We start from the raw sequence: 17,611 nt of genomic DNA on the forward strand, positions 1-17,611 counted from the left end.
GTCTCCGGTTTTTTTATCGTTATGGCCGAACAGCCAGCAGCTTAGGGCGCGGCGCTGGGTTGACGATGATCATCAGCGGACAAAAACCATTCAGGGCCGCTATCCTAGGCCCAGGTTCACTGATCGGGTTTGCCCATGCTTGAGGTTCGCGACGTTTTCAAAAGCTATGCCACGCCACAGGGATTGTTGCCGGTGCTGCAAGGCGTCGACCTGACGCTGGAGGCCGGTGGCAGCCTGGCGCTGATGGGCGAATCGGGCAGTGGCAAAAGCACGCTGCTGCATCTGGTGGCGGGGCTGGACAAGGTCGACAGCGGCAGCATCCGCAGCGGTGAACATCGTCTGGAAGCCATGAGCGAAGCGCAACTGGCCAACTGGCGACGTACGGAAATCGGTCTGGTGTTTCAGCAGTTCAACCTGATCGGCAGTCTGCGCGTGGAAGACAATCTGGCCTTTCAGGCGCGCCTGGCCGGGCGCCATGAGCCGCGCTGGCAAGCGCATCTGGTGCAGCGTCTGGGTCTGGGCGATCTGCTCTCGCGGTATCCCGAGCAACTCTCCGGCGGTCAGCAGCAACGAGTCGCTTTGGGCCGAGCATTGGCTTCGCAGCCGAAATTGCTGTTGGCCGATGAACCCACCGGCAGCCTCGATGAAGCGACCAGCGATGAAGTGCTGCGGCTGTTGCTGGAATTGCTCGATGACACGCCGACGACCCTGCTGATGGTCACCCACAGTCAGCGCGTCGCGGCGCGATTGGCCCAGCGTGTGGTGTTGTCGAACGGGCGGGTCGCCTGATGATCTGGCGGCAAACCCTGCGCGCGCTGCTCAGCCACTGGCGGCGCCATCCCGTGCAGTTTTTCAGCGTGCTGACCGGGTTGTGGCTGGCCACCAGTCTGCTCACTGGCGTCGAGGCGCTGAACAGTCAGGCACGTGACAGCTACGCGCGGGCCAGCCAGATGATCGGCGGCGAACCGCAGGCCAGCCTCAGCACGCCGAATGGGGCACTGTTTCCCCAGCGCTGGTTTATCGAATTGCGCCGTCAGGGCTGGCCGGTGTCGCCGGTGTTGCAGGGCCGGCTGACGCTCAAGGGCCACGAAGACCAGCGGATTCAGGTGATGGGCATCGAGCCGGTGTCGCTGCCGACGGATTCGGCAGTGGCCGGGCAGGCGATGCCGATCGAGCGCATCGTCGAATTTTTCAGCCCGCCGGGCAGCACCTGGATTTCTCCGGACACCCTGCAAATGCTCGGCTTGCGCGAAGGTGATACACCGCAAACCGTAAACGGCCAAACCCTGCCGCCACTGCTCGCGCAGAAGGACATGGCGCCGGGCCTGTTGCTGGTCGACATCGGCGTAGCGCAGCGCCTGCTCGAACAACCCGAGCAATTGTCGCGACTGCTGCTACCCAAGGACTTTCATCAAGAATTACCAGCGAGTTTCAACGATCGCTTGCAGCTCAAGAGCAGCGGCGAAGAAAACAATCTCGCGCGGCTGACCGAGAGCTTTCACCTCAATCTCGATGCCCTTGGATTTCTGTCGTTTCTGGTTGGCCTGTTCATCGTCCACGCCGCCATCGGCCTCGCTCTGGAACAGCGCCGAGGTTTGCTGCGCACCTTGCGCGCCTGTGGCGTCAGTGCACGAATGCTGATCGCATGTCTGGCGGTTGAACTGGGTGTGCTGGCGCTGATCGGCGGATTGTTCGGTGTGATCAGCGGCTATTGGCTGGCCAGCGTGCTGCTGCCGGACGTCGCCGCCAGCCTGCGCGGTTTGTATGGCGCGGAAGTGGCGGGGCAGTTGCGTTTGAGTCCCTGGTGGTGGTTCAGCGGCATAGGGCTGAGCCTGCTCGGCGCGTTGCTGGCCGGGGCCAACAGTCTGCTGCGGGCGGCGCGCCTGCCGTTGCTGGCGGTGGCCGATCCGCAGGCCTGGCATCAACAGTATTCGCGCTGGTTGCGCCGACAGGGTTGGCTGGCGACAGCGCTGCTGACAATTGCGCTGGCAGCGCTGATCTGGGGCGACAGCCTGAGCAGCGGTTTCGTGCTCATGGCCGGGCTGTTGCTCGGTGCCGCGCTGGCCTTGCCGGTGTTGCTCAGCGCGTTGTTGAACCCGTTGCTCGGGCGCAGTCGTTCGGTGCTCGGCCAGTGGTTTCTCGCCGACTGCCGCCAGCAACTGCCAGCCCTGAGTCTGGCGCTGATGGCGCTGCTGTTGGCGCTCGCCGCCAACATCGGCGCCGGCAGCATGACCGCCGGTTTTCGCCAGACCTTCAACGACTGGCTCGAACAACGCCTGAGCGCCGAGTTGTACGTCAACCCGGCCAACCCGGCGCAGGCCCGCGAGATGCACAGTTGGCTCAAGCAGCAGCGCAACGTGACCGCTGTGCTGCCCAACTGGCAGGTTTCGGTGACGCTGCAAGGCTGGCCGGCCGATGTCTACGGCATCATCGACCACTCGTACTATCGCCAGCATTGGCCGTTGCTCGACAGCAGTGGCAGCGATCCGTGGGGCAAACTGGCCACGGACGATGCGGTGATGCTCAGCGAACAACTGGCGCGACGCCTGAAAGTGAAGCCGGGCGAGCATCTGAACATTCCCACGCCGAACGGCACATGGTCGCCGCGCATCGTCGGCATCTACGCCGACTACGGCAATCCGAAGGGGCACGTGCTGATCAGCAGTGAGCACCTGCTGCGCGGATGGCCGCAACTCACGCCGAACCGCTTCAATCTGCGTATCGACCCAGCGCAGATTCCGGCGCTGCTCAACGCCTTGCAGGCGCGTTTTGCGCTGGATGACAACCGCATCGTCGATCAGGCGCGGCTCAAGGGCTGGTCGGTGCAAGTCTTTGAACGCACATTTGCTGCGACAGCAGCTTTGAACAGCCTGACCCTGGCCGTGGCGGGTGTGGCGCTGTTCATCAGTCTGCTCACTCAGAGCCAGAGTCGCCTCAGTCAGCTCGCACCGCTGTGGGCGCTGGGCGTTACACGCAAACAATTGATGCTGCTCAACCTCGGTCAGACCTGGCTGCTTGCCGTATTGACGTTGCTGTTGGCGCTGCCGTTGGGCATCGCCCTGGCGTGGTGCCTCGATGCGGTGATCAACGTGCAGGCGTTCGGCTGGCGACTGCCGCTGCGGGTGTTCCCGTTGCAGTTGTTGCAACTGATGGGCCTGGCCTTGCTCGCGACTTTACTGGCTTCGGCATGGCCGCTGTATTCGCTGTACCGCACACAACCGGCGGACTTGCTGAGGACGTTTGCCCATGAGGACTAAATGGCTCGTGCTGATGATTGCGCTGCTGCTCGCTGGCTGCGATCAGCCTGCACCGGAGGAAAAGGGCTTTGCCGGCATGGGCGATCAGGCGCAATCGTTCACCCCGGTGGTGCCCGGACGGGTATTCAGCTTCCCGGCCGATCATGGCGCGCATGATGGTTTTCGCATTGAGTGGTGGTACGTCACCGCCAACCTCAAGGATCAGCAGGGCAATGATTTCGGCGTGCAATGGACGCTGTTTCGCAGCGCCCTGAAACCCGTCGCCGAGCAGGCCGGTTGGGGCAACCAAACGATCTGGCTGGGCCATGCGGCAGTCACTTCGCGCTCGGTGCATCATGCCGCCGAGCGCTACGCCCGGGGCGGAGTAGGCCAGGCCGGCGTGCGCCTGGCGCCGTTCGAGGCGTGGATCGATGACTGGATGTTTGCCAGTCAGGCGCAGGATCCGTTGCGCGACATGCAACTCAGTGCTCGTGACAAGAATTTCGCTTATCAACTGCGCCTTACCTCCAGCCGACCGCTGGTGCTGCAAGGCGACCAGGGTTTCAGCCAGAAATCCGAAGAAGGCCAGGCGTCGTATTACTACAGCCAGCCATTTTTCCAGGCCAGCGGCACGCTGCAGATCGACGGCCAGACCTACACCGTTAGCGGCCCGGCGTGGCTCGATCGCGAGTGGAGCAGTCAGCCACTCACCGCCAATCAAACTGGCTGGGACTGGTTCTCGCTGCATCTGGACAGCGGCGAACACGTGATGCTTTATCGCATGCGGCAGAAGACCGGCGCGCCTTATCTGACCGGCACCTGGATCGCCGCTGACGGGCAGATTCAGACGTTGCGCAGCGAGCAGATCAGCCTTGTGCCGCAGGATACGGCCAAGGTTGCTGATCGGCCGATGCCGGTGAAATGGTCGATCCGCATTCCTGACAAGAAACTCGATATCAGCGTTGACGCGATCAACCGCAATGCGTGGATGGATTTGCGTATTCCCTATTGGGAAGGGCCGGTGAAGGTCGATGGCAGCCATCCTGGCCAGGGCTATCTGGAAATGACCGGGTATTAACGGCGGCACCGCTTTCTTCCCTGTGGGAGCGAGCCTGCTCGCGAAAGCGTCAGCGCTGTGACCGCTGAGTTAACTGACTGGAACTCTCGCCAGCGCTCTCCGCTCTACCCAGAAACCCGCCATTTTCGGACTCACCCATGAGCGACGACCTGCAACCCCCAGACCTCGACACCTGGCAGCGTCTGTTCGACGATCAAGCCTACTGGCAGAACTCCCCTGACGCTCACTACCTCGATCTGCAACGCATCGCCGATGACCTGCTCGGCCAAGGCGCAATCGATCTTGAGCAATGGCAGTTGATGCGCGCCAAAGCCGACGATCTGCACAAGCAGTCACCCGAGGTCAACGTCGCCCGCGAACTCGAAGATCCCGAAGCCTGAGGACTCCTGCCATGAATACCACCAGCAACCAGAACGACAACCCCGACGAACCACGCCCGGCCGGTGAAACCGAGCGCGACAATGATGCCCTGCGCCCGACCGATCCCAAGCAGCGGCAGGACAGCGGCAAAGGCACGCCGAGTGGCGAATCCACCGCCCAAGAGACTGCCAAGCCACATACCCGTGGGCCACAAACCCAAGTCAAGCCCTGAACAGCGTCTATGCTCACTGGCACGCCTGCTGCTGAAGTCGTTTCGGTGGCGGGCGTCGCCATTTCATCACAGGGAAAGTAATGCATATGAAGCTCGACGCTCTGGCCAAGGCCATCACTCTCGCAACGCTGCTTTCTGCTGCCAGTTTCGGCGCTCTGGCTGCCGATATTCCGTTATCTGCCGTCGTTGAGGCCGATTCCGTTACCACCAAAGTGCTCGCCGTCGACCCGGCCCATCACCAGGTCGTGCTGGAAGGCCCCGAGGGACGTCAGGTCCACGTTCAGCTCAGCGACAAAGCGAAAAATCTTGCCAATCTCAAAGTAGGGGACCTGGTGAAGATCGAGGTGCAGCGATCTGTCGCCGCTTATCTCGATACAGACGTGGATAAAGGTCTGCCAGGCACCACCGAACGTACCGGCGAACTGCGCAAGGCCCCGGGCAGCGATAACCCGGGCGGCGAGGCCTATCGTCAGGTTCAGGTGCAGCTGAAAATCAGCAAAATCGATTTGAAGACCAATCAGGTCACCCTCCAAGATCCGTCCGGACAATCGAAGACGCTCGATGTGAAGAAGCCGGAGATTCAGGCCAAGTTGAAAGATCTGAAAGTAGGGCAGAGCGTTATTGTCACTTATACCGATATCCTGAAAGTGACCAGTCAGCACGATAGTTGAGTATTAACTCTACAAGTTTATTGCTCTTGTACAACTTTATGTATGAGAGCAATCATATAAAGTTTTTTGTAAGACAATTCCCGGGATAAATCGGTAAAACACAGTTTTTAACTTTTCAGTGCAAAAATTTCATGTTTGCCCATGACGACAGGTCCACTTGTTTGAATTAAAATCCTCGGCGTTCGCCCAGTGTCAGGGCTCTTTACCGGTGCAAGGATTGCCAGGCCGTAACACTGGGCGAACTCCACTACTGGCGAAAGTTGTATACAGAATCTGCAAACAAAAAGGGCGACTTTGCAGTCGCCCTTTTTTATTGTTTTCGATCAAGTCGAAGCCTGCATACCGGTTTTGCCATGCTGCCCCTGCAAGCGCTTGAGTGTCTGCTGGTACATTTTTGTACGGCGATGATCCTTGCCATATGTGCCTGCCGCCGCGACGGTGCCGGCCTGGATGTGATCAAGGTAGCGGAAGATCTTCCGCGGCGAGAGAAACCTGACGCCATAGCCCAACCCGACCATTCGATCCTGAAGCGTGTAACCAGGCACCTCCTCATCCATGCAGAAGTGCAGCCCGAGCGACTTCATCAAACGCGCATTCCACAGCGTACAGAAACTTTTCAGATGCGTTTCTTTATACGGGCGTGGTGGTTTCGAACGCAGGCCGAAATGAACTTTTAGCCGACGAACATGATGTTTGCAGAACCGCGAAGTTAACCGCCAGGTATCACGCAGTAACCCACGATCAAGTTGCTCAACACAACCGACCGCCGCCATGTCCGCACTTTTCGTGCATTCGCGCATCATCATCGCGAACACTTCCATGTCGTAGACAAAGGTATCGGTGTGCAGCAGAAACAAATAATCGGTCTCAACTTTCGCCAAGGCCAGATCCAGCGCCTTGCCATGGGCAATATGCCCCATTTCCTTACCGGGCGACGGCCGCTCGATCAGATTGATCCAGTCCAGCGAACGCAAATAATCGAGGCTGGCATCCGCCGAATCGTTATCCACCACCCACACTGGAATGCCCTGCGCCTGAACATGCTCGCGCAACAGTTCCAGACACATGCGGGTGATGTCCGGGGTTTTGTAATTGACCAGAACAAGACTGAAGTCGGGATGCGGCTGGGTAGGCAGATCGAAGGCTTTCATGTCGGAGGGACTCATCACGGCTCAAGACGACAGGTTGATGAGCCGGGATGCTAGCGAGGGAAGCTTAGGTGAAGCTTAATTTGCCGATCTGATTGGTTTGTGAAAACAAGCGGGATAATTCAGATCCGACATTGTTTTCCAATAGATGCAGCGACCATTTGGTTTTGTCGCTTGTCCTGAACGGCGGTCCATCCGCAAAACCTGTGGGAGCGAGCCTGCTCGCGAAGGCGTCTTTCCACTCACATCATCGGCGACTGTTACACCGCTATCGCGAGCAGGCTCACTCCTACAATAGAACGGCGCAAATTCAGGTCAGTTTGATCCGCAGCACTTCGGCACATTCCTCAATCGACCGCCGTTGCGTCTCGGCATACAACCCCAACTCATCAATGGTCGAACGCCCCAGCGCCTGTTCGAAAGCATGTCGATTGGATTGTTCGGCGTAATGCGCCTGTGCGGCATCCCCCAGGTTCGACTGAAAAATCCCCGCCGCGCTCACCGGCAGGAAATCTTCGTACACCAGCGGCTCCGCTTTCACGTAGCCTTCGCGCAATAAATCCTCCAGTGACGATTCGCCAAGTCCGTGCGCCGCGATGCCCTTTTCCGTAGCGAAATAACGAAAGTACGCCAGCCCCTGTTCGCGCATGCCCTCGATGCTGTCAGGAAATTCGGCAAAGTGCTGCGTCATCAGCGCGTCGTAGCGTGCGGCATTGGCTTCATTGGGGAAGTCGCCCAGTTCATCGCGAGCGGCATTCAACAAGCGGTCATACAGCGCGCGACCCTTGGGTGTCAGAGCTGCGCCGCGTTGTTCGATTTCGCCGAAGCGCGCGCTGTGGCTGCCACGGGTTTCGGGCTGATCGGTGAAGGCGATCGGCTCGTCCAGCGCTTTGAAGCTGGTCTGGCGCAGCAGGATCGGGCAATTGCGGCGTGGTGGACCTTCGATCACCGCTTTGGGTGTGATGCCATGGGCAGGCATCTGCTCCTGAACGGTGTCGATGTCCAGCGTGCGTGGGGTCAAGTGGTTGATGTGCGGGCCTTTGAACGCAACGACATCGGCGATCAAGCGGTGCTGGGCGCTGAGTTTCTGGTACTGCGCGGCGCTGACGGTGGCGCTGTGGTGCCAGCGAAAAGTCTCCAGGGCCTGTCGGACGAATTCTGCGGCTTCGTCGTCATTCAGTCCGCCAGCCGTTTCCGCCTGTTCAATCAGGCGCAACGCCTCTTCAGTAAAAATCGAACGACGGGCCAGTACCGACTCGGCAAACGAACGCAATTCAGCGTCTTCAATCAGCTCCAGGCGCAGCAACGAGGTAAACACGCGAAACGGGCTGACCTGCAGCGCTTCTTCATGCACCGCGCGAAACGCCGTTGAATGCACCGGCACACCCGCTGGGGTCAGGTCGTAATAACCCACCGGTTGCATACCCATCACCGCGAACAGGCGGGCGAGGGTGGCCAGTTCGCTCGCGGTGCCGACGCGGATAGCGCCGTGGCGCTCCATGTCCAACCGATCGATTTCGCCGGTGCGCTTGAGTTGCCCGGCGATGTCTGGCTGACCTGCCAGCACTTCGCGGTTGGTTTTTTCCACCAGTTCCATCAGCGCACCGTACAGCGGCACCTCTTCGCGGTACATGTCGGACATCGCTCGGGAGAAGCGTTGGCGGATCAGGTCGGGGTTGACGAACGGCTGCACGGTCATGAAAAAAATTCCTGCCACGGTGACGAAATGGATGCCGGAAAAGATCGCAGCCTTCGCCCACGCGGGCAAACGAAGAATCCTACGAACTTCATTCTGCCAACGACTGATCCACCAGCTCGATCCAGTGCCTGACCGGCGTGCGCCCGGCGCTCGCCAGATGGCTCTGACAGCCCACATTGGAAGTGACGATCAACTCGGGCCGGCCGCTTTCCAGAGCGTTGAGTCGATGGTCACGCAGTTGCCGCGCCAGCACCGGTTGGGTCAGCGAGTAGGTGCCCGCCGAGCCGCAGCACAAATGGCCGTCCGGCACTGGTGTGAGGTTGAAGCCGAGTCGGGTCAGCACGGCTTCCACGGCGCCGCCGAGTTTCAGTGCGTGCTGCAAAGTGCACGGGCAATGCACGGCGATGCGTCGTTCGCTGGCGGCGCACACTTGCTCCAGCGGTTCCTCGGCGATGATTTGCACCAGATCCCGAGTCATTTCGCTGATCCGCCGTGCTTTCGAGGCGTAGATCGGGTCGTCCGCAAGCAAATGCCCGTAATCCTTGATGAACGCGCCACAACCGCTGGCCGTTTGCACGATGGCTTCGGCGCCATTCTGCAAGTGCGGCCACCAGGCGTCGATGTTCTGTCGAGCGCGGTCGAGACCTTTGCCCTGAGCGTCGAGGTGATAGTCGAGCGCGCCGCAGCAACCCGCCTCGCTCACCGGAGTGACGCTGATGCCCAGACGATCGAGCACCCGCGCCGTCGCGTCATTGGTGTTCGGCGACAGACCCGGTTGCACGCAACCTTCGAGCAACAACACCCGGCGCGGATGCCGAGGAGCGGGGCGCGACCCCATAACACCCAAGTGTTGCGGCAGTTTGCTTTCCAGCAGGCGCGGCAGCAGCGGTCGAAAGGTCGCGCCCATGCGCAGCAAGCCTTTGAACACAGCCGGATTCGGCGCCAACGCACGCAAGCCTTCGCGCAGCAAGCGCTGAGCGGCAGGGCGCGGCACCGCGCTGTCGACTACCGCACGGCCGATGTCGAGCAGGTTGTGATAATCGACGCCGGACGGGCAGGTGGTTTCGCAGTTGCGACACGACAGGCAGCGGTCCAGATGCAGCTGCGTCTGCTCGGTGGCCGGTGCGCCTTCCAGCACTTGCTTGATCAGATAAATGCGCCCGCGCGGCCCATCGAGTTCATCGCCGAGCAATTGGTACGTCGGGCACGTCGCGTTGCAAAAGCCGCAATGCACGCAGGTGCGCAGGATCTTTTCCGCTTCGCCAGCCCGGGGCAATTTTCGCGATTGCTCGCTGAGGGTGGTTTGCATGGCTAGACCTCCGCGTACATGCGTCCGGGGTTGAACAGCCCTTGCGGGTCGAGTTGCGCCTTGAGTTGCCGGTGGTAGCGCAGCAGGGTTGGCGCCAAGGGTTGAAACGGCGAATCCGTGGCGCCATGGGTAAAGCACGTTGCATGGCCGCCCAAGGAATGGGCGAGTGCGTGAATCTCAGAGCTTTCGGATTTCACCCAGCGTTGCGCGCCGGCCCAGTCGATCAGTTGCTCGCCGGGCAGCTCGAGCGGGCCGAGATTGTTCGGCAATGACAGGCGCCACAGCGGCAAACCTTCGTCGAAAAAACTCAGGCGCTGTTCGTTGAGGTCGCGCCAGAAACCCGAATCCAGCGGCTCGCCGCCGAGCCGTTGATGCGCCGCCGTCACCGAACCTTCGCCACCTTCCAGGCGCAGGTACAGGCTCCGGCCATCGTGGCACGCGGCGCTGATCGGCAGCGGTTGCTGGCCCCATTCGGCAAGTTTGCTCAAGGCCCGAGCGCAGTCGATATCGAGGCGAATGCTCAGGCACTGGCGCAGTTTCGGCAGGACTTTCAGCGACACTTCGGTGAGCACGCCGAGGCAACCGAAACTGCCGGCCATCAGTCGCGAAAGGTCATAACCGGCGACGTTTTTCATCACTTCGCCACCGAAGCGCAGATGCTGACCGAGGCCGGTGATCACCCGCGTGCCGAGAACGAAGTCGCGTACCGAGCCGGACCATGGCCGGCGAGGTCCGGACAGTCCCGTGGCGACCATGCCGCCGACCGTGGCGCTGTCGGCGAAGTACGGCGGTTCACAGGGCAACATTTGCCCGGCCTCATCCAGCGCCGCGAGCAGCTCGGACAACGGCGTGCCGGCACGTGCGGTGACCACCAGTTCGGTCGGATCGTATTGAACGATGCCGCGATGAGCACGGGTGTCGAGCACTTCGCCGGCCACCTCGCGACCGAGAAACGCCTTGCTGTTGCCGCCCTGAATCTTCAGCGGCGTGGCATTGGCCCGCGCGGCGTTGACCTGATCGAGCAGGGCGTTGGCGGCGTCGAAATCAGCCATCAGAATCGCTCCAGCTCGGGGAAGGGCAGTTGCCCGGCGTGAATGTGCATCGCGCCGAATTCGGCGCAGCGGTGCAGGGTCGGAATGTTCTTGCCGGGATTGAGCAGGCCCTGCGGATCGAACGCGGCTTTCACTGCATGAAACAGCAGTAACTCGTCGCTGTTGAACTGCGCGCACATCTGATTGATTTTTTCGCGGCCGACGCCGTGCTCGCCAGTGATGCTGCCGCCGACTTTCACGCACAATTCGAGGATCTTGCCGCCCAATGCCTCGGCGCGATGCAGCTCCCCCGGCTGGTTGGCGTCGAACAGAATCAGCGGGTGCATATTGCCGTCGCCGGCGTGGAACACGTTGGCCACGCGCAAGCCATATTCCTCGCCGAGGCTGGCGATACCTTGCAGCACAGCGGGCAATTCGCGGCGCGGGATGGTGCCGTCCATGCAGTAATAATCCGGCGACAACCGGCCGATCGCCGGAAACGCATTTTTGCGCCCGGCCCAGAAACGCACGCGCTCGGCTTCGTCCTGGGCCTGGCGCACCTCGGTGGCGCCGGCCGCTGTCATGACTTCCCGTACGCGCTGGCAATCGTCGTGCACGTCGGCTTCGACACCGTCGAGTTCGCACAGCAGAATCGCCGCGGCGTCGACCGGATAGCCGGCGTGGATGAAGTCTTCGGCGGCGCGGATGGCCAGGTTGTCCATCATTTCCAGGCCTCCGGGAATGATCCCGGCAGCGATGATTTCAGCGACCGCACGGCCGGCCTTTTCCACTGAGTCGAAACTGCCGAGCAGGACCTTGGCAACTTGCGGTTTGGGCAGCAGTTTCACCGTGACTTCGGTGATGATCCCCAGCAGGCCTTCGGAGCCGGTGAACAAGGCGAGCAGGTCGAAACCGGCTGAATCGAGCGCCTCGGAGCCCAGCGTCAGACGTTCGCCCTCAATGGTCAGCACTTCGATTTTCAGCACGTTGTGCACGGTCAGGCCGTACTTGAGGCAATGCACGCCACCAGCGTTTTCCGCGACGTTGCCGCCGATTGAACAGGCGATCTGCGATGACGGATCCGGTGCGTAATACAAGCCGAACGGGGCCGCCGCCTGGGAGATAGCAAGATTGCGCACCCCCGGCTGAACCCGCGCGATACGTGCAGCGGGGTCGATGTGCAGGATGTTGTTGAACCGCGCCATCACCAGCAGCAGGCCCTTTTCCAGTGGCAGCGCGCCGCCGGACAACCCAGTGCCGGCACCCCGCGCGACGACAGGCACGTTGTTTTGATGGCAGAGTTTCAGCAAGGTTTGCACTTGTTCGAGTCGACGGGGCAGGGCGACCAGCATTGGCGTGGTGCGGTAGGCGGAGAGGCCGTCGCATTCGTAGGGTTTGAGTTCATCTTCGCGCCAGAGGATGTCCAGGTCCGGCAGGGCTTGTTGCAGAGCCTTGAGCAATTCGCCCTTGTTCACCTCGGGCAACGGACCGTCGAGGCGTTCGTCGTAAAGAATGTTCATGGGAACGCCAACCTTCTGTCTCCGTTGATCGTTCCCACGCTCTGCGTGGGAATGTAGCCCGTGACGCTCCGCGTCACTGGACGCAGAGCGTCCCCTGAGGCATTCCCACGCAGAGCATGGGAACGATCAGTTGCGCAACCTGGGGCATTGCGAGTATCCATCTTCATCGCTGTCGTTCCAGAAACTCCCCGTACAGCCGCGCGGTATTTCCCGGCTGTTCGACCATCGGCATGTGCCCGACGTGATCCCACACATCCACTTCGAGATTGGCGATGCCTTTGCTCCACACCGGCACGCTGCTGACGTCGATCAGGCGATCCTTGCGCCCCCACAGCAACAGCGCCGGGCATTTGATCTCGGCCAGTTTCGGCTCCATCGGCGGGCTGGCGCGGAAGTCGCGGAAGATTTCTTCGAGCTCGTCACGTTGTTGCTCGTAGCGCTGGGCGACGGCGTCCAGCACCAGCTTCGGCACCCACGGCGGCGACTCCATGGTCATCGCGTAGAAGCGCTGAAATTCTTCGCGGGAGTTGATCAGGAACGGATTGTGCCCGCGCGCCAGATGGCGCTCCATGTCGCTCGGCTCCGGTGCAGTGACGCCGGCCGGGTCGATCAACGCCAGCGAGGCGATGCGCTCGGGATAGGTTGCCGCCAGCCACGCGGCGATATAGCCGCCCATGGAGTTGCCGATGACATGGACTTTCTCCACGCCGCAGACGTCGAGCAGTTGAATCATGCGTTTGGCCTGAACCGCAATGTCGTAACCGCCGCCAGCCTTGAAGCCAGTCTCACCGTGGCCGGCCAGATCCGGAATGATCACCCGATACTGACGGACGAAATGCCGGGCGCAGCGCAGCCAGAGGTTTTTGTCGGCGCTGAAGCCGTGCAGCATCAGGATCGCGCTGGACGCCTCGTACGGCCCGCCTTGCCAGGTCGACACGGTCATCTCGGCGATCGGCACTTCGATCTTGTGCAATTTGTACAACCTGGCCTCGCTGGCCATGGCCAGGTCGTACAGCCAATGGCCGACCGCCGGGTAACTCAACCAGCTCCAGGCCACGAAAACCGCGAGTGCGACAAACAGCAAAAGCATCGACGTCTTCCTTTTACGTGTTCAGGACAAAATATGGTCGGCCGGTTTCAGCGCCCGGGTCAGCAGGTGATAGCTGAAACTGAAGCCGGGAAACATCGCGATCACATGACCGCTCTTGCTCTGGTACCAACTGTGGCAACCACCGGACTTCCACACCGTGCGCTGCATTTCCCGGTGGATCATTGCAGTGTAGGTACGTTCTGCGTCACGGCGCACTTCGATGCTGCGCAGGCCCTTGGCTCGTACGGTGCGGATGCAGTCGAGGATGTAGTTCATCTGCGATTCGATGATGAACAGCGCCGAAGTGTGGCCAATGCCGGTGTTCGGCCCGGTGACGATAAACAGGTTGGGGAAATCTGGCAGGCTGGTGCCGAGGTAGGCGCGGGGATATTCGGCCCAGACATCTCTGAGTTGCACCGCGTTTTTGCCGCTGACCGGGTAGGAAATTACCCCGTCGGTGGCGTCGTAACCGGTCGACCAGACGATCAGATCAACATCGAGATGCTTACCGTCCACGGTGTTGATCCCGCTTTCGTCGATCGAAGCGATGCCGTGCTCGCGACTGTGCAACGTGACGTTGGCGCGGCTCAGCGCCGGGTAGTACGTGCTGGACACCAAAACGCGTTTGCAGCCGATGGTGAAGTCCGGAGTGAGTTTTTGCCGCAGCAGCGGGTCCGGAACCTGGCGCTTGAGAAAACGCAGCGCATGTTGTTGGACCAGATGAATCGCCGGTCTCGAGTATTTGAAGGCGATCACCCGGGTTTCGAATTGCCAGTAGATCAGCCAGCGCAGCAGCTTGTACGCCGGCTTTAGACCGAGCAGCCAGCGCTGGAAACGGCCGAATTTGCGATCGGCACGCGGCAGCACCCAATGCGGCGTGCGCTGGAATACATGCAGGTGTTCGACTTGTGGCGCAATCGCCGGGATCACCTGCGCGGCGCTGGCACCACTGCCGACGATCGCCACGCGTTTACCGCGATAGTCGTAGCTGTGATCCCAATTGTTTGTGTGAAAAGTCTTGCCTTGAAAGCGATCCATCCCAGGAAAGTTGGGGATGACCGGCTGACTCAACGGCCCGGAAGCATTGATCAGGAATTGGGTTCGGAAAGTACCTCTGGCGCGGGTGTGCACCAACCAATGCTTTTCCGCTTCGTCCCACTCGACGCGCTCGACATCCGCCCCCAGTTCCACGCGCTCGCGTAAACCGAACTGCTCGATCAGCTGTTCGGTGTAGCGACGCAGTTCCGCCTGTTCGGCGAACATCTGCGACCAGCGGTAGGGCGCGAATGACAGCGAATACAGCGGCGACGGGACGTCCACCGCTGCGCCGGGGTAGGTGTTCTGGCACCAGGTGCCGCCGAAGAAGTCGCGTCGCTCAAGAATGCGAAAATCGTCGATTCCGGCCTTGAGCAGGTTGACCGCCGCGCACTGGCCGCCGAAACCGCTGCCGATGATCAACACAGCGTAGGTATGCATGTGCCCCCTTTTTATAGTTGTTTTTCCATTTCCCCTCTTTCATTTATAGCCAACTCTGGGCCGCGCGTGCGGCGCTGATAGCGCTCTATTCAGGCCGCTGGCCGGTGATGGCTATTTAGCGGCGCCCTCATAGACTCCGGACACATCCTTGTCGGGATGTAACCATGCATCGCGCGGTCGAGGCCCTTATGGGAAATACGCGAGGAAAGGGACTTTCACTGGCCAGGAGGCTGTACAGGTCGCGGGTGTTCGGGCTGCTGCTCGGGCTGATGTGTGTCAGCGTGGCGATGCACGCGCTCGATCCGCCGCTGTGGGTGTGGGGCCTGATGCTGTTCAACGGCCTGGTCTGGCCGCATCTGGCCTTTCTATGGGCGCGAAGCTCGAGCGTGCCGTTTCGCGCCGAACACCGCAATTTGCTGATCGATGCATTCATGGGCGGCTTCTGGGTCGCCGCCATGCAGTTCAATCCCTTGCCCAGCGCTACCACGATTTCGATGATGGCGATGAACAACGTCGCCATCGGTGGCGGGCGTTTTTTGCTGGCGGGCACGGCGGCACAGCTATTCGGTATGGGCGTGGGGCTGGTGGTGTTTGCGCCGGCGTTCATCCCGCCAACAACGCCGCTGCAGCTGTACGCCTGTTTGCCGTTGCTGTTGCTGTATCCGCTGGCGCTGGGCTGGATCTGCTTTCGCCAGGCCTCGACCCTCGGTCGGCACAAGCGCGAGCTATTGGCGTTGAGTCGCACCGATAGCCTGACCGGCCTGCTCAATCATGGCGCGTGGAAGGATCAGCTGAACCTCGCGTTCCAGCGCTGCAAACGCCAGCAGCAGGGCGCGGCGATTGCGCTGATCGACATCGACCACTTCAAAGCGATCAATGACACCTATGGGCATGTCGCTGGCGATATCGTCCTGCGCCAGTTGAGCAAACTGCTCAAACAGAATCTGCGCGCCACGGATGTGGCGGGGCGCTATGGCGGGGACGAGTTCTGCGTGATTCTGCCGGAGCTGCCACTGTTCAACGCGGCTCAGGCGATGGAAGCCTTGCGCGAGCGTTTTGCGGTGATGGGCTACGAGCAGAACCCGGCGTTGAAGGTCAGTCTGAGCATTGGCCTGGCCGCGTACGACCCGAGCCATGCCGACGCCACGCGTTGGCTGGATGAGGCCGATCAGGCGTTGTACGAAGCCAAGGCCAGTGGGCGCAATCGGGTGATCTGCAACAGCGACAACAAGCCGAGGCAGGCGCTGCTGGATTCGGTCTGACGGGCGAGCTGATACCTGTGGGAGCGAGCCTGCTCGCGAAAGCGCTGGGTCAGGCGGTATCAATATCGTTTGCCACGACGCCTTCGCGAGCAGGCTCGCTCCCACCGGGGTATGTGTTGTCGGTTAGATCAGTGTCGCATCCGCTATAGAGCCTTGCGCCGATGTCGGTTACGGTTGAATCCCTCCGACACGAAACAAGGACTGCTTCATGACGTTCTCCTTTCCCCGCTCTCTACTGGCCGCCAGCCTCGGTCTTTCCCTCGCATTCTCGGCCGCAAACGCCGCCGAACCGCACAAACAAGTGCTCGCCGATGCCGAGCAGTATCAGCCCGAAGCCCTGAAAATGTTGGAGCGACTGGTCAATATCGACTCCGGCTCAGGTTATGAGCCGGGCCTGAAACAGGTCAGCGACATTGCCATCGATGAACTGAAAAAACTCGGCGCCACCATCGAACTGGTGCCCAACACCCCGGAAAAATCCAACCACGTGCTGGCCACGCTCAAAGGCACCGGGAAAGCGAAGATTCTCCTGATGGCGCACATGGACACTGTGTTCAAGGAAGGCTCCGCCGCCGAGCGGCCTTTCCACATCAAGGACGGCCGCGCCTACGGGCCGGGTGTAATGGACGACAAGGGCGGCATCGTCGCCGGCATCTACGCATTGAAAGTGCTGAAGAACCTCGACTTCAAGGATTACGCGCAGATCACCTTCCTGCTGGATGCCAGCGAAGAAACCGGCTCGGACGTCGCCACCGACCTGATCAAGAAAACCGCCAAACAGCACGACGTCACCCTCAACCTCGAACCGGGGCGCCCGGCCGATGGCCTGGTGGTGTGGCGCAAGGGCAGTGCGACGGCGCTGGTCGAAGTCAAAGGCAAGGCCGCCCACGCCGGCGTCGCGCCAGAGTTGGGACGGAACGCGGCGATGGAAGCGGCGCATCAGATTCTGCAACTGGGCAAGCTCGGTGACGAGGCGAAGAAGACCACCATCAACTTCACCGTGCTCAAGGCCGGCGATCGCACCAACGTGATTCCTGATCAGGCCACGGCCAAGGCGGATGTGCGCGCGGCAGTGCCGGAGGAGTTCGATCGTATCGAGAAGGATCTGGCGCGGGTGTCGCAGGACAAGTTGATTGCCGATACCGAAGTGAAAACGTCCTTGCAGCGCGGTTTGCCGCCGATGCCACAAACGGCCGAGTCGGATCGCCTGATGGCCATGGCCCAGGGAATTTACGGCGAGATTGGCCGCAAGCTGACTGAGGAGGGCAGTGGTGGCGCGGCGGATGCCAGTCTGTCCGCAGGCGTTGGCACGCCGACGCTGGATGGCTTCGGCATTGTCGGCGGCAATATTCACACGCCTGAGGAATATGCCGAAGTGGCGAGCGTGGCGCCGCGGATTTATTTGTTGTCGCGGATGATCATGGAGTTGGCGAAGCCGCGGTGATGGGATTGGTGGTGTGAATGTTTGGGGCGGGGTGTCAGTTGACTCACCCCTCACC

At 60.9% G+C, this 17,611-nt stretch carries 15 protein-coding genes; 8 read left to right on the forward strand and 7 right to left on the reverse strand.

What is annotated here, in order from left to right; translation table 11 throughout:
- The first annotated feature begins 135 nt into the window (after positions 1–135).
- From ASG55_RS06250 to ASG55_RS06275, 6 genes are all read left to right on the forward strand, one after another.
- Positions 136–789, forward strand: coding sequence for an ABC transporter ATP-binding protein (locus ASG55_RS06250; RefSeq protein ID WP_016774109.1), 654 nt, complete (start codon positions 136–138; stop codon positions 787–789).
- Positions 789–3,257, forward strand: coding sequence for an FtsX-like permease family protein (locus ASG55_RS06255; protein ID WP_442101722.1), 2,469 nt, complete (start codon positions 789–791; stop codon positions 3,255–3,257). Before ASG55_RS06250 ends, ASG55_RS06255 begins: the two co-directional genes overlap by 1 nt.
- Positions 3,247–4,314 carry a lipocalin-like domain-containing protein gene (locus tag ASG55_RS06260; protein ID WP_056784558.1) on the forward strand — a complete coding sequence of 356 codons (1,068 nt, stop codon included), beginning with the start codon at positions 3,247–3,249 and terminating at the stop codon, positions 4,312–4,314. Before ASG55_RS06255 ends, ASG55_RS06260 begins: the two co-directional genes overlap by 11 nt.
- Before the next feature lie 137 nt (positions 4,315–4,451).
- The gene (locus ASG55_RS06265) at positions 4,452–4,694 is read left to right on the forward strand and encodes a hypothetical protein (RefSeq protein WP_056784562.1); all 243 of its coding nucleotides are present in this window, start codon (positions 4,452–4,454) and stop codon (positions 4,692–4,694) included.
- An 11-nt stretch (positions 4,695–4,705) separates the two neighbouring features.
- Positions 4,706–4,906: a hypothetical protein gene (locus ASG55_RS06270; protein ID WP_056784567.1), complete on the forward strand. Its 201-nt coding sequence runs from the start codon at positions 4,706–4,708 to the stop codon at positions 4,904–4,906.
- 86 nt (positions 4,907–4,992) lie between these two features.
- A complete protein-coding gene (locus ASG55_RS06275) occupies positions 4,993–5,577 on the forward strand; it encodes a hypothetical protein (RefSeq protein WP_056784570.1) in 585 nt (194 codons plus the stop codon).
- Between the two features lie 323 nt (positions 5,578–5,900).
- On the opposite strand, the gene ASG55_RS06280 is transcribed toward ASG55_RS06275, so the two are convergent.
- The 7 genes from ASG55_RS06280 to ASG55_RS06310 form a co-directional block, all read right to left on the reverse strand.
- Complete coding sequence (locus ASG55_RS06280; protein ID WP_056784574.1) at positions 5,901–6,728, reverse strand: glycosyltransferase family 2 protein; 828 nt, start codon at positions 6,726–6,728, stop codon at positions 5,901–5,903.
- A gap of 307 nt (positions 6,729–7,035) precedes the next feature.
- Positions 7,036–8,424 (reverse strand): 2-oxoadipate dioxygenase/decarboxylase HglS, encoded by a 1,389-nt coding sequence (hglS, locus tag ASG55_RS06285; protein WP_056784579.1) that lies wholly within the window; start codon positions 8,422–8,424, stop codon positions 7,036–7,038.
- Between the two features lie 88 nt (positions 8,425–8,512).
- Positions 8,513–9,733 carry a glycolate oxidase subunit GlcF gene (gene glcF / locus ASG55_RS06290; RefSeq protein ID WP_056784582.1) on the reverse strand — a complete coding sequence of 407 codons (1,221 nt, stop codon included), beginning with the start codon at positions 9,731–9,733 and terminating at the stop codon, positions 8,513–8,515.
- A gap of 2 nt (positions 9,734–9,735) precedes the next feature.
- Positions 9,736–10,785, reverse strand: a complete 1,050-nt coding sequence (glcE, locus tag ASG55_RS06295) for a glycolate oxidase subunit GlcE (protein WP_056784585.1) — start codon at positions 10,783–10,785, stop codon at positions 9,736–9,738.
- Positions 10,785–12,284, reverse strand: coding sequence for a glycolate oxidase subunit GlcD (gene glcD / locus ASG55_RS06300; protein WP_056784587.1), 1,500 nt, complete (start codon positions 12,282–12,284; stop codon positions 10,785–10,787). The genes glcE and glcD overlap by 1 nt, the downstream gene beginning before the upstream one ends.
- Before the next feature lie 163 nt (positions 12,285–12,447).
- A complete protein-coding gene (locus ASG55_RS06305) occupies positions 12,448–13,374 on the reverse strand; it encodes an alpha/beta fold hydrolase (protein WP_056784590.1) in 927 nt (308 codons plus the stop codon).
- 21 nt (positions 13,375–13,395) lie between these two features.
- A complete protein-coding gene (locus ASG55_RS06310; protein ID WP_056784592.1) occupies positions 13,396–14,850 on the reverse strand; it encodes a flavin-containing monooxygenase in 1,455 nt (484 codons plus the stop codon).
- A gap of 188 nt (positions 14,851–15,038) precedes the next feature.
- Here ASG55_RS06310 and ASG55_RS06315 point away from each other — a divergent pair, with 188 nt between their 5' ends.
- On the forward strand, positions 15,039–16,112 hold the full coding sequence (locus ASG55_RS06315) for a diguanylate cyclase (RefSeq protein ID WP_056786785.1): 1,074 nt from the start codon (positions 15,039–15,041) through the stop codon (positions 16,110–16,112).
- Between the two features lie 208 nt (positions 16,113–16,320).
- Positions 16,321–17,556 (forward strand): M20/M25/M40 family metallo-hydrolase, encoded by a 1,236-nt coding sequence (locus ASG55_RS06320; RefSeq protein ID WP_056784596.1) that lies wholly within the window; start codon positions 16,321–16,323, stop codon positions 17,554–17,556.
- Positions 17,557–17,611 lie beyond the last annotated feature (55 nt).

Origin of the sequence: Pseudomonas sp. Leaf434, assembly GCF_001425545.1 — a bacterium.
GTDB lineage: Bacteria > Pseudomonadota > Gammaproteobacteria > Pseudomonadales > Pseudomonadaceae > Aquipseudomonas > Aquipseudomonas siliginis.

Bases quoted from the DNA above. Each gene is read 5' to 3' on its own strand.
- ASG55_RS06250 (WP_016774109.1), top strand. From the start codon at position 136: ATGCTTGAGGTTCGCGACGTTTTCAAAAGCTATGCCACGCCACAGGGA.
- ASG55_RS06255 (WP_442101722.1), top strand. From the start codon at position 789: ATGATCTGGCGGCAAACCCTGCGCGCGCTGCTCAGCCACTGGCGGCGC.
- ASG55_RS06260 (WP_056784558.1), top strand. From the start codon at position 3,247: ATGAGGACTAAATGGCTCGTGCTGATGATTGCGCTGCTGCTCGCTGGC.
- ASG55_RS06265 (WP_056784562.1), top strand. From the start codon at position 4,452: ATGAGCGACGACCTGCAACCCCCAGACCTCGACACCTGGCAGCGTCTG.
- ASG55_RS06270 (WP_056784567.1), top strand. From the start codon at position 4,706: ATGAATACCACCAGCAACCAGAACGACAACCCCGACGAACCACGCCCG.
- ASG55_RS06275 (WP_056784570.1), top strand. From the start codon at position 4,993: ATGAAGCTCGACGCTCTGGCCAAGGCCATCACTCTCGCAACGCTGCTT.
- ASG55_RS06280 (WP_056784574.1), bottom strand. From the start codon at position 6,728: ATGAAAGCCTTCGATCTGCCTACCCAGCCGCATCCCGACTTCAGTCTT.
- hglS (WP_056784579.1), bottom strand. From the start codon at position 8,424: ATGACCGTGCAGCCGTTCGTCAACCCCGACCTGATCCGCCAACGCTTC.
- glcF (WP_056784582.1), bottom strand. From the start codon at position 9,733: ATGCAAACCACCCTCAGCGAGCAATCGCGAAAATTGCCCCGGGCTGGC.
- glcE (WP_056784585.1), bottom strand. From the start codon at position 10,785: ATGGCTGATTTCGACGCCGCCAACGCCCTGCTCGATCAGGTCAACGCC.
- glcD (WP_056784587.1), bottom strand. From the start codon at position 12,284: ATGAACATTCTTTACGACGAACGCCTCGACGGTCCGTTGCCCGAGGTG.
- ASG55_RS06305 (WP_056784590.1), bottom strand. From the start codon at position 13,374: ATGCTTTTGCTGTTTGTCGCACTCGCGGTTTTCGTGGCCTGGAGCTGG.
- ASG55_RS06310 (WP_056784592.1), bottom strand. From the start codon at position 14,850: ATGCATACCTACGCTGTGTTGATCATCGGCAGCGGTTTCGGCGGCCAG.
- ASG55_RS06315 (WP_056786785.1), top strand. From the start codon at position 15,039: ATGGGAAATACGCGAGGAAAGGGACTTTCACTGGCCAGGAGGCTGTAC.
- ASG55_RS06320 (WP_056784596.1), top strand. From the start codon at position 16,321: ATGACGTTCTCCTTTCCCCGCTCTCTACTGGCCGCCAGCCTCGGTCTT.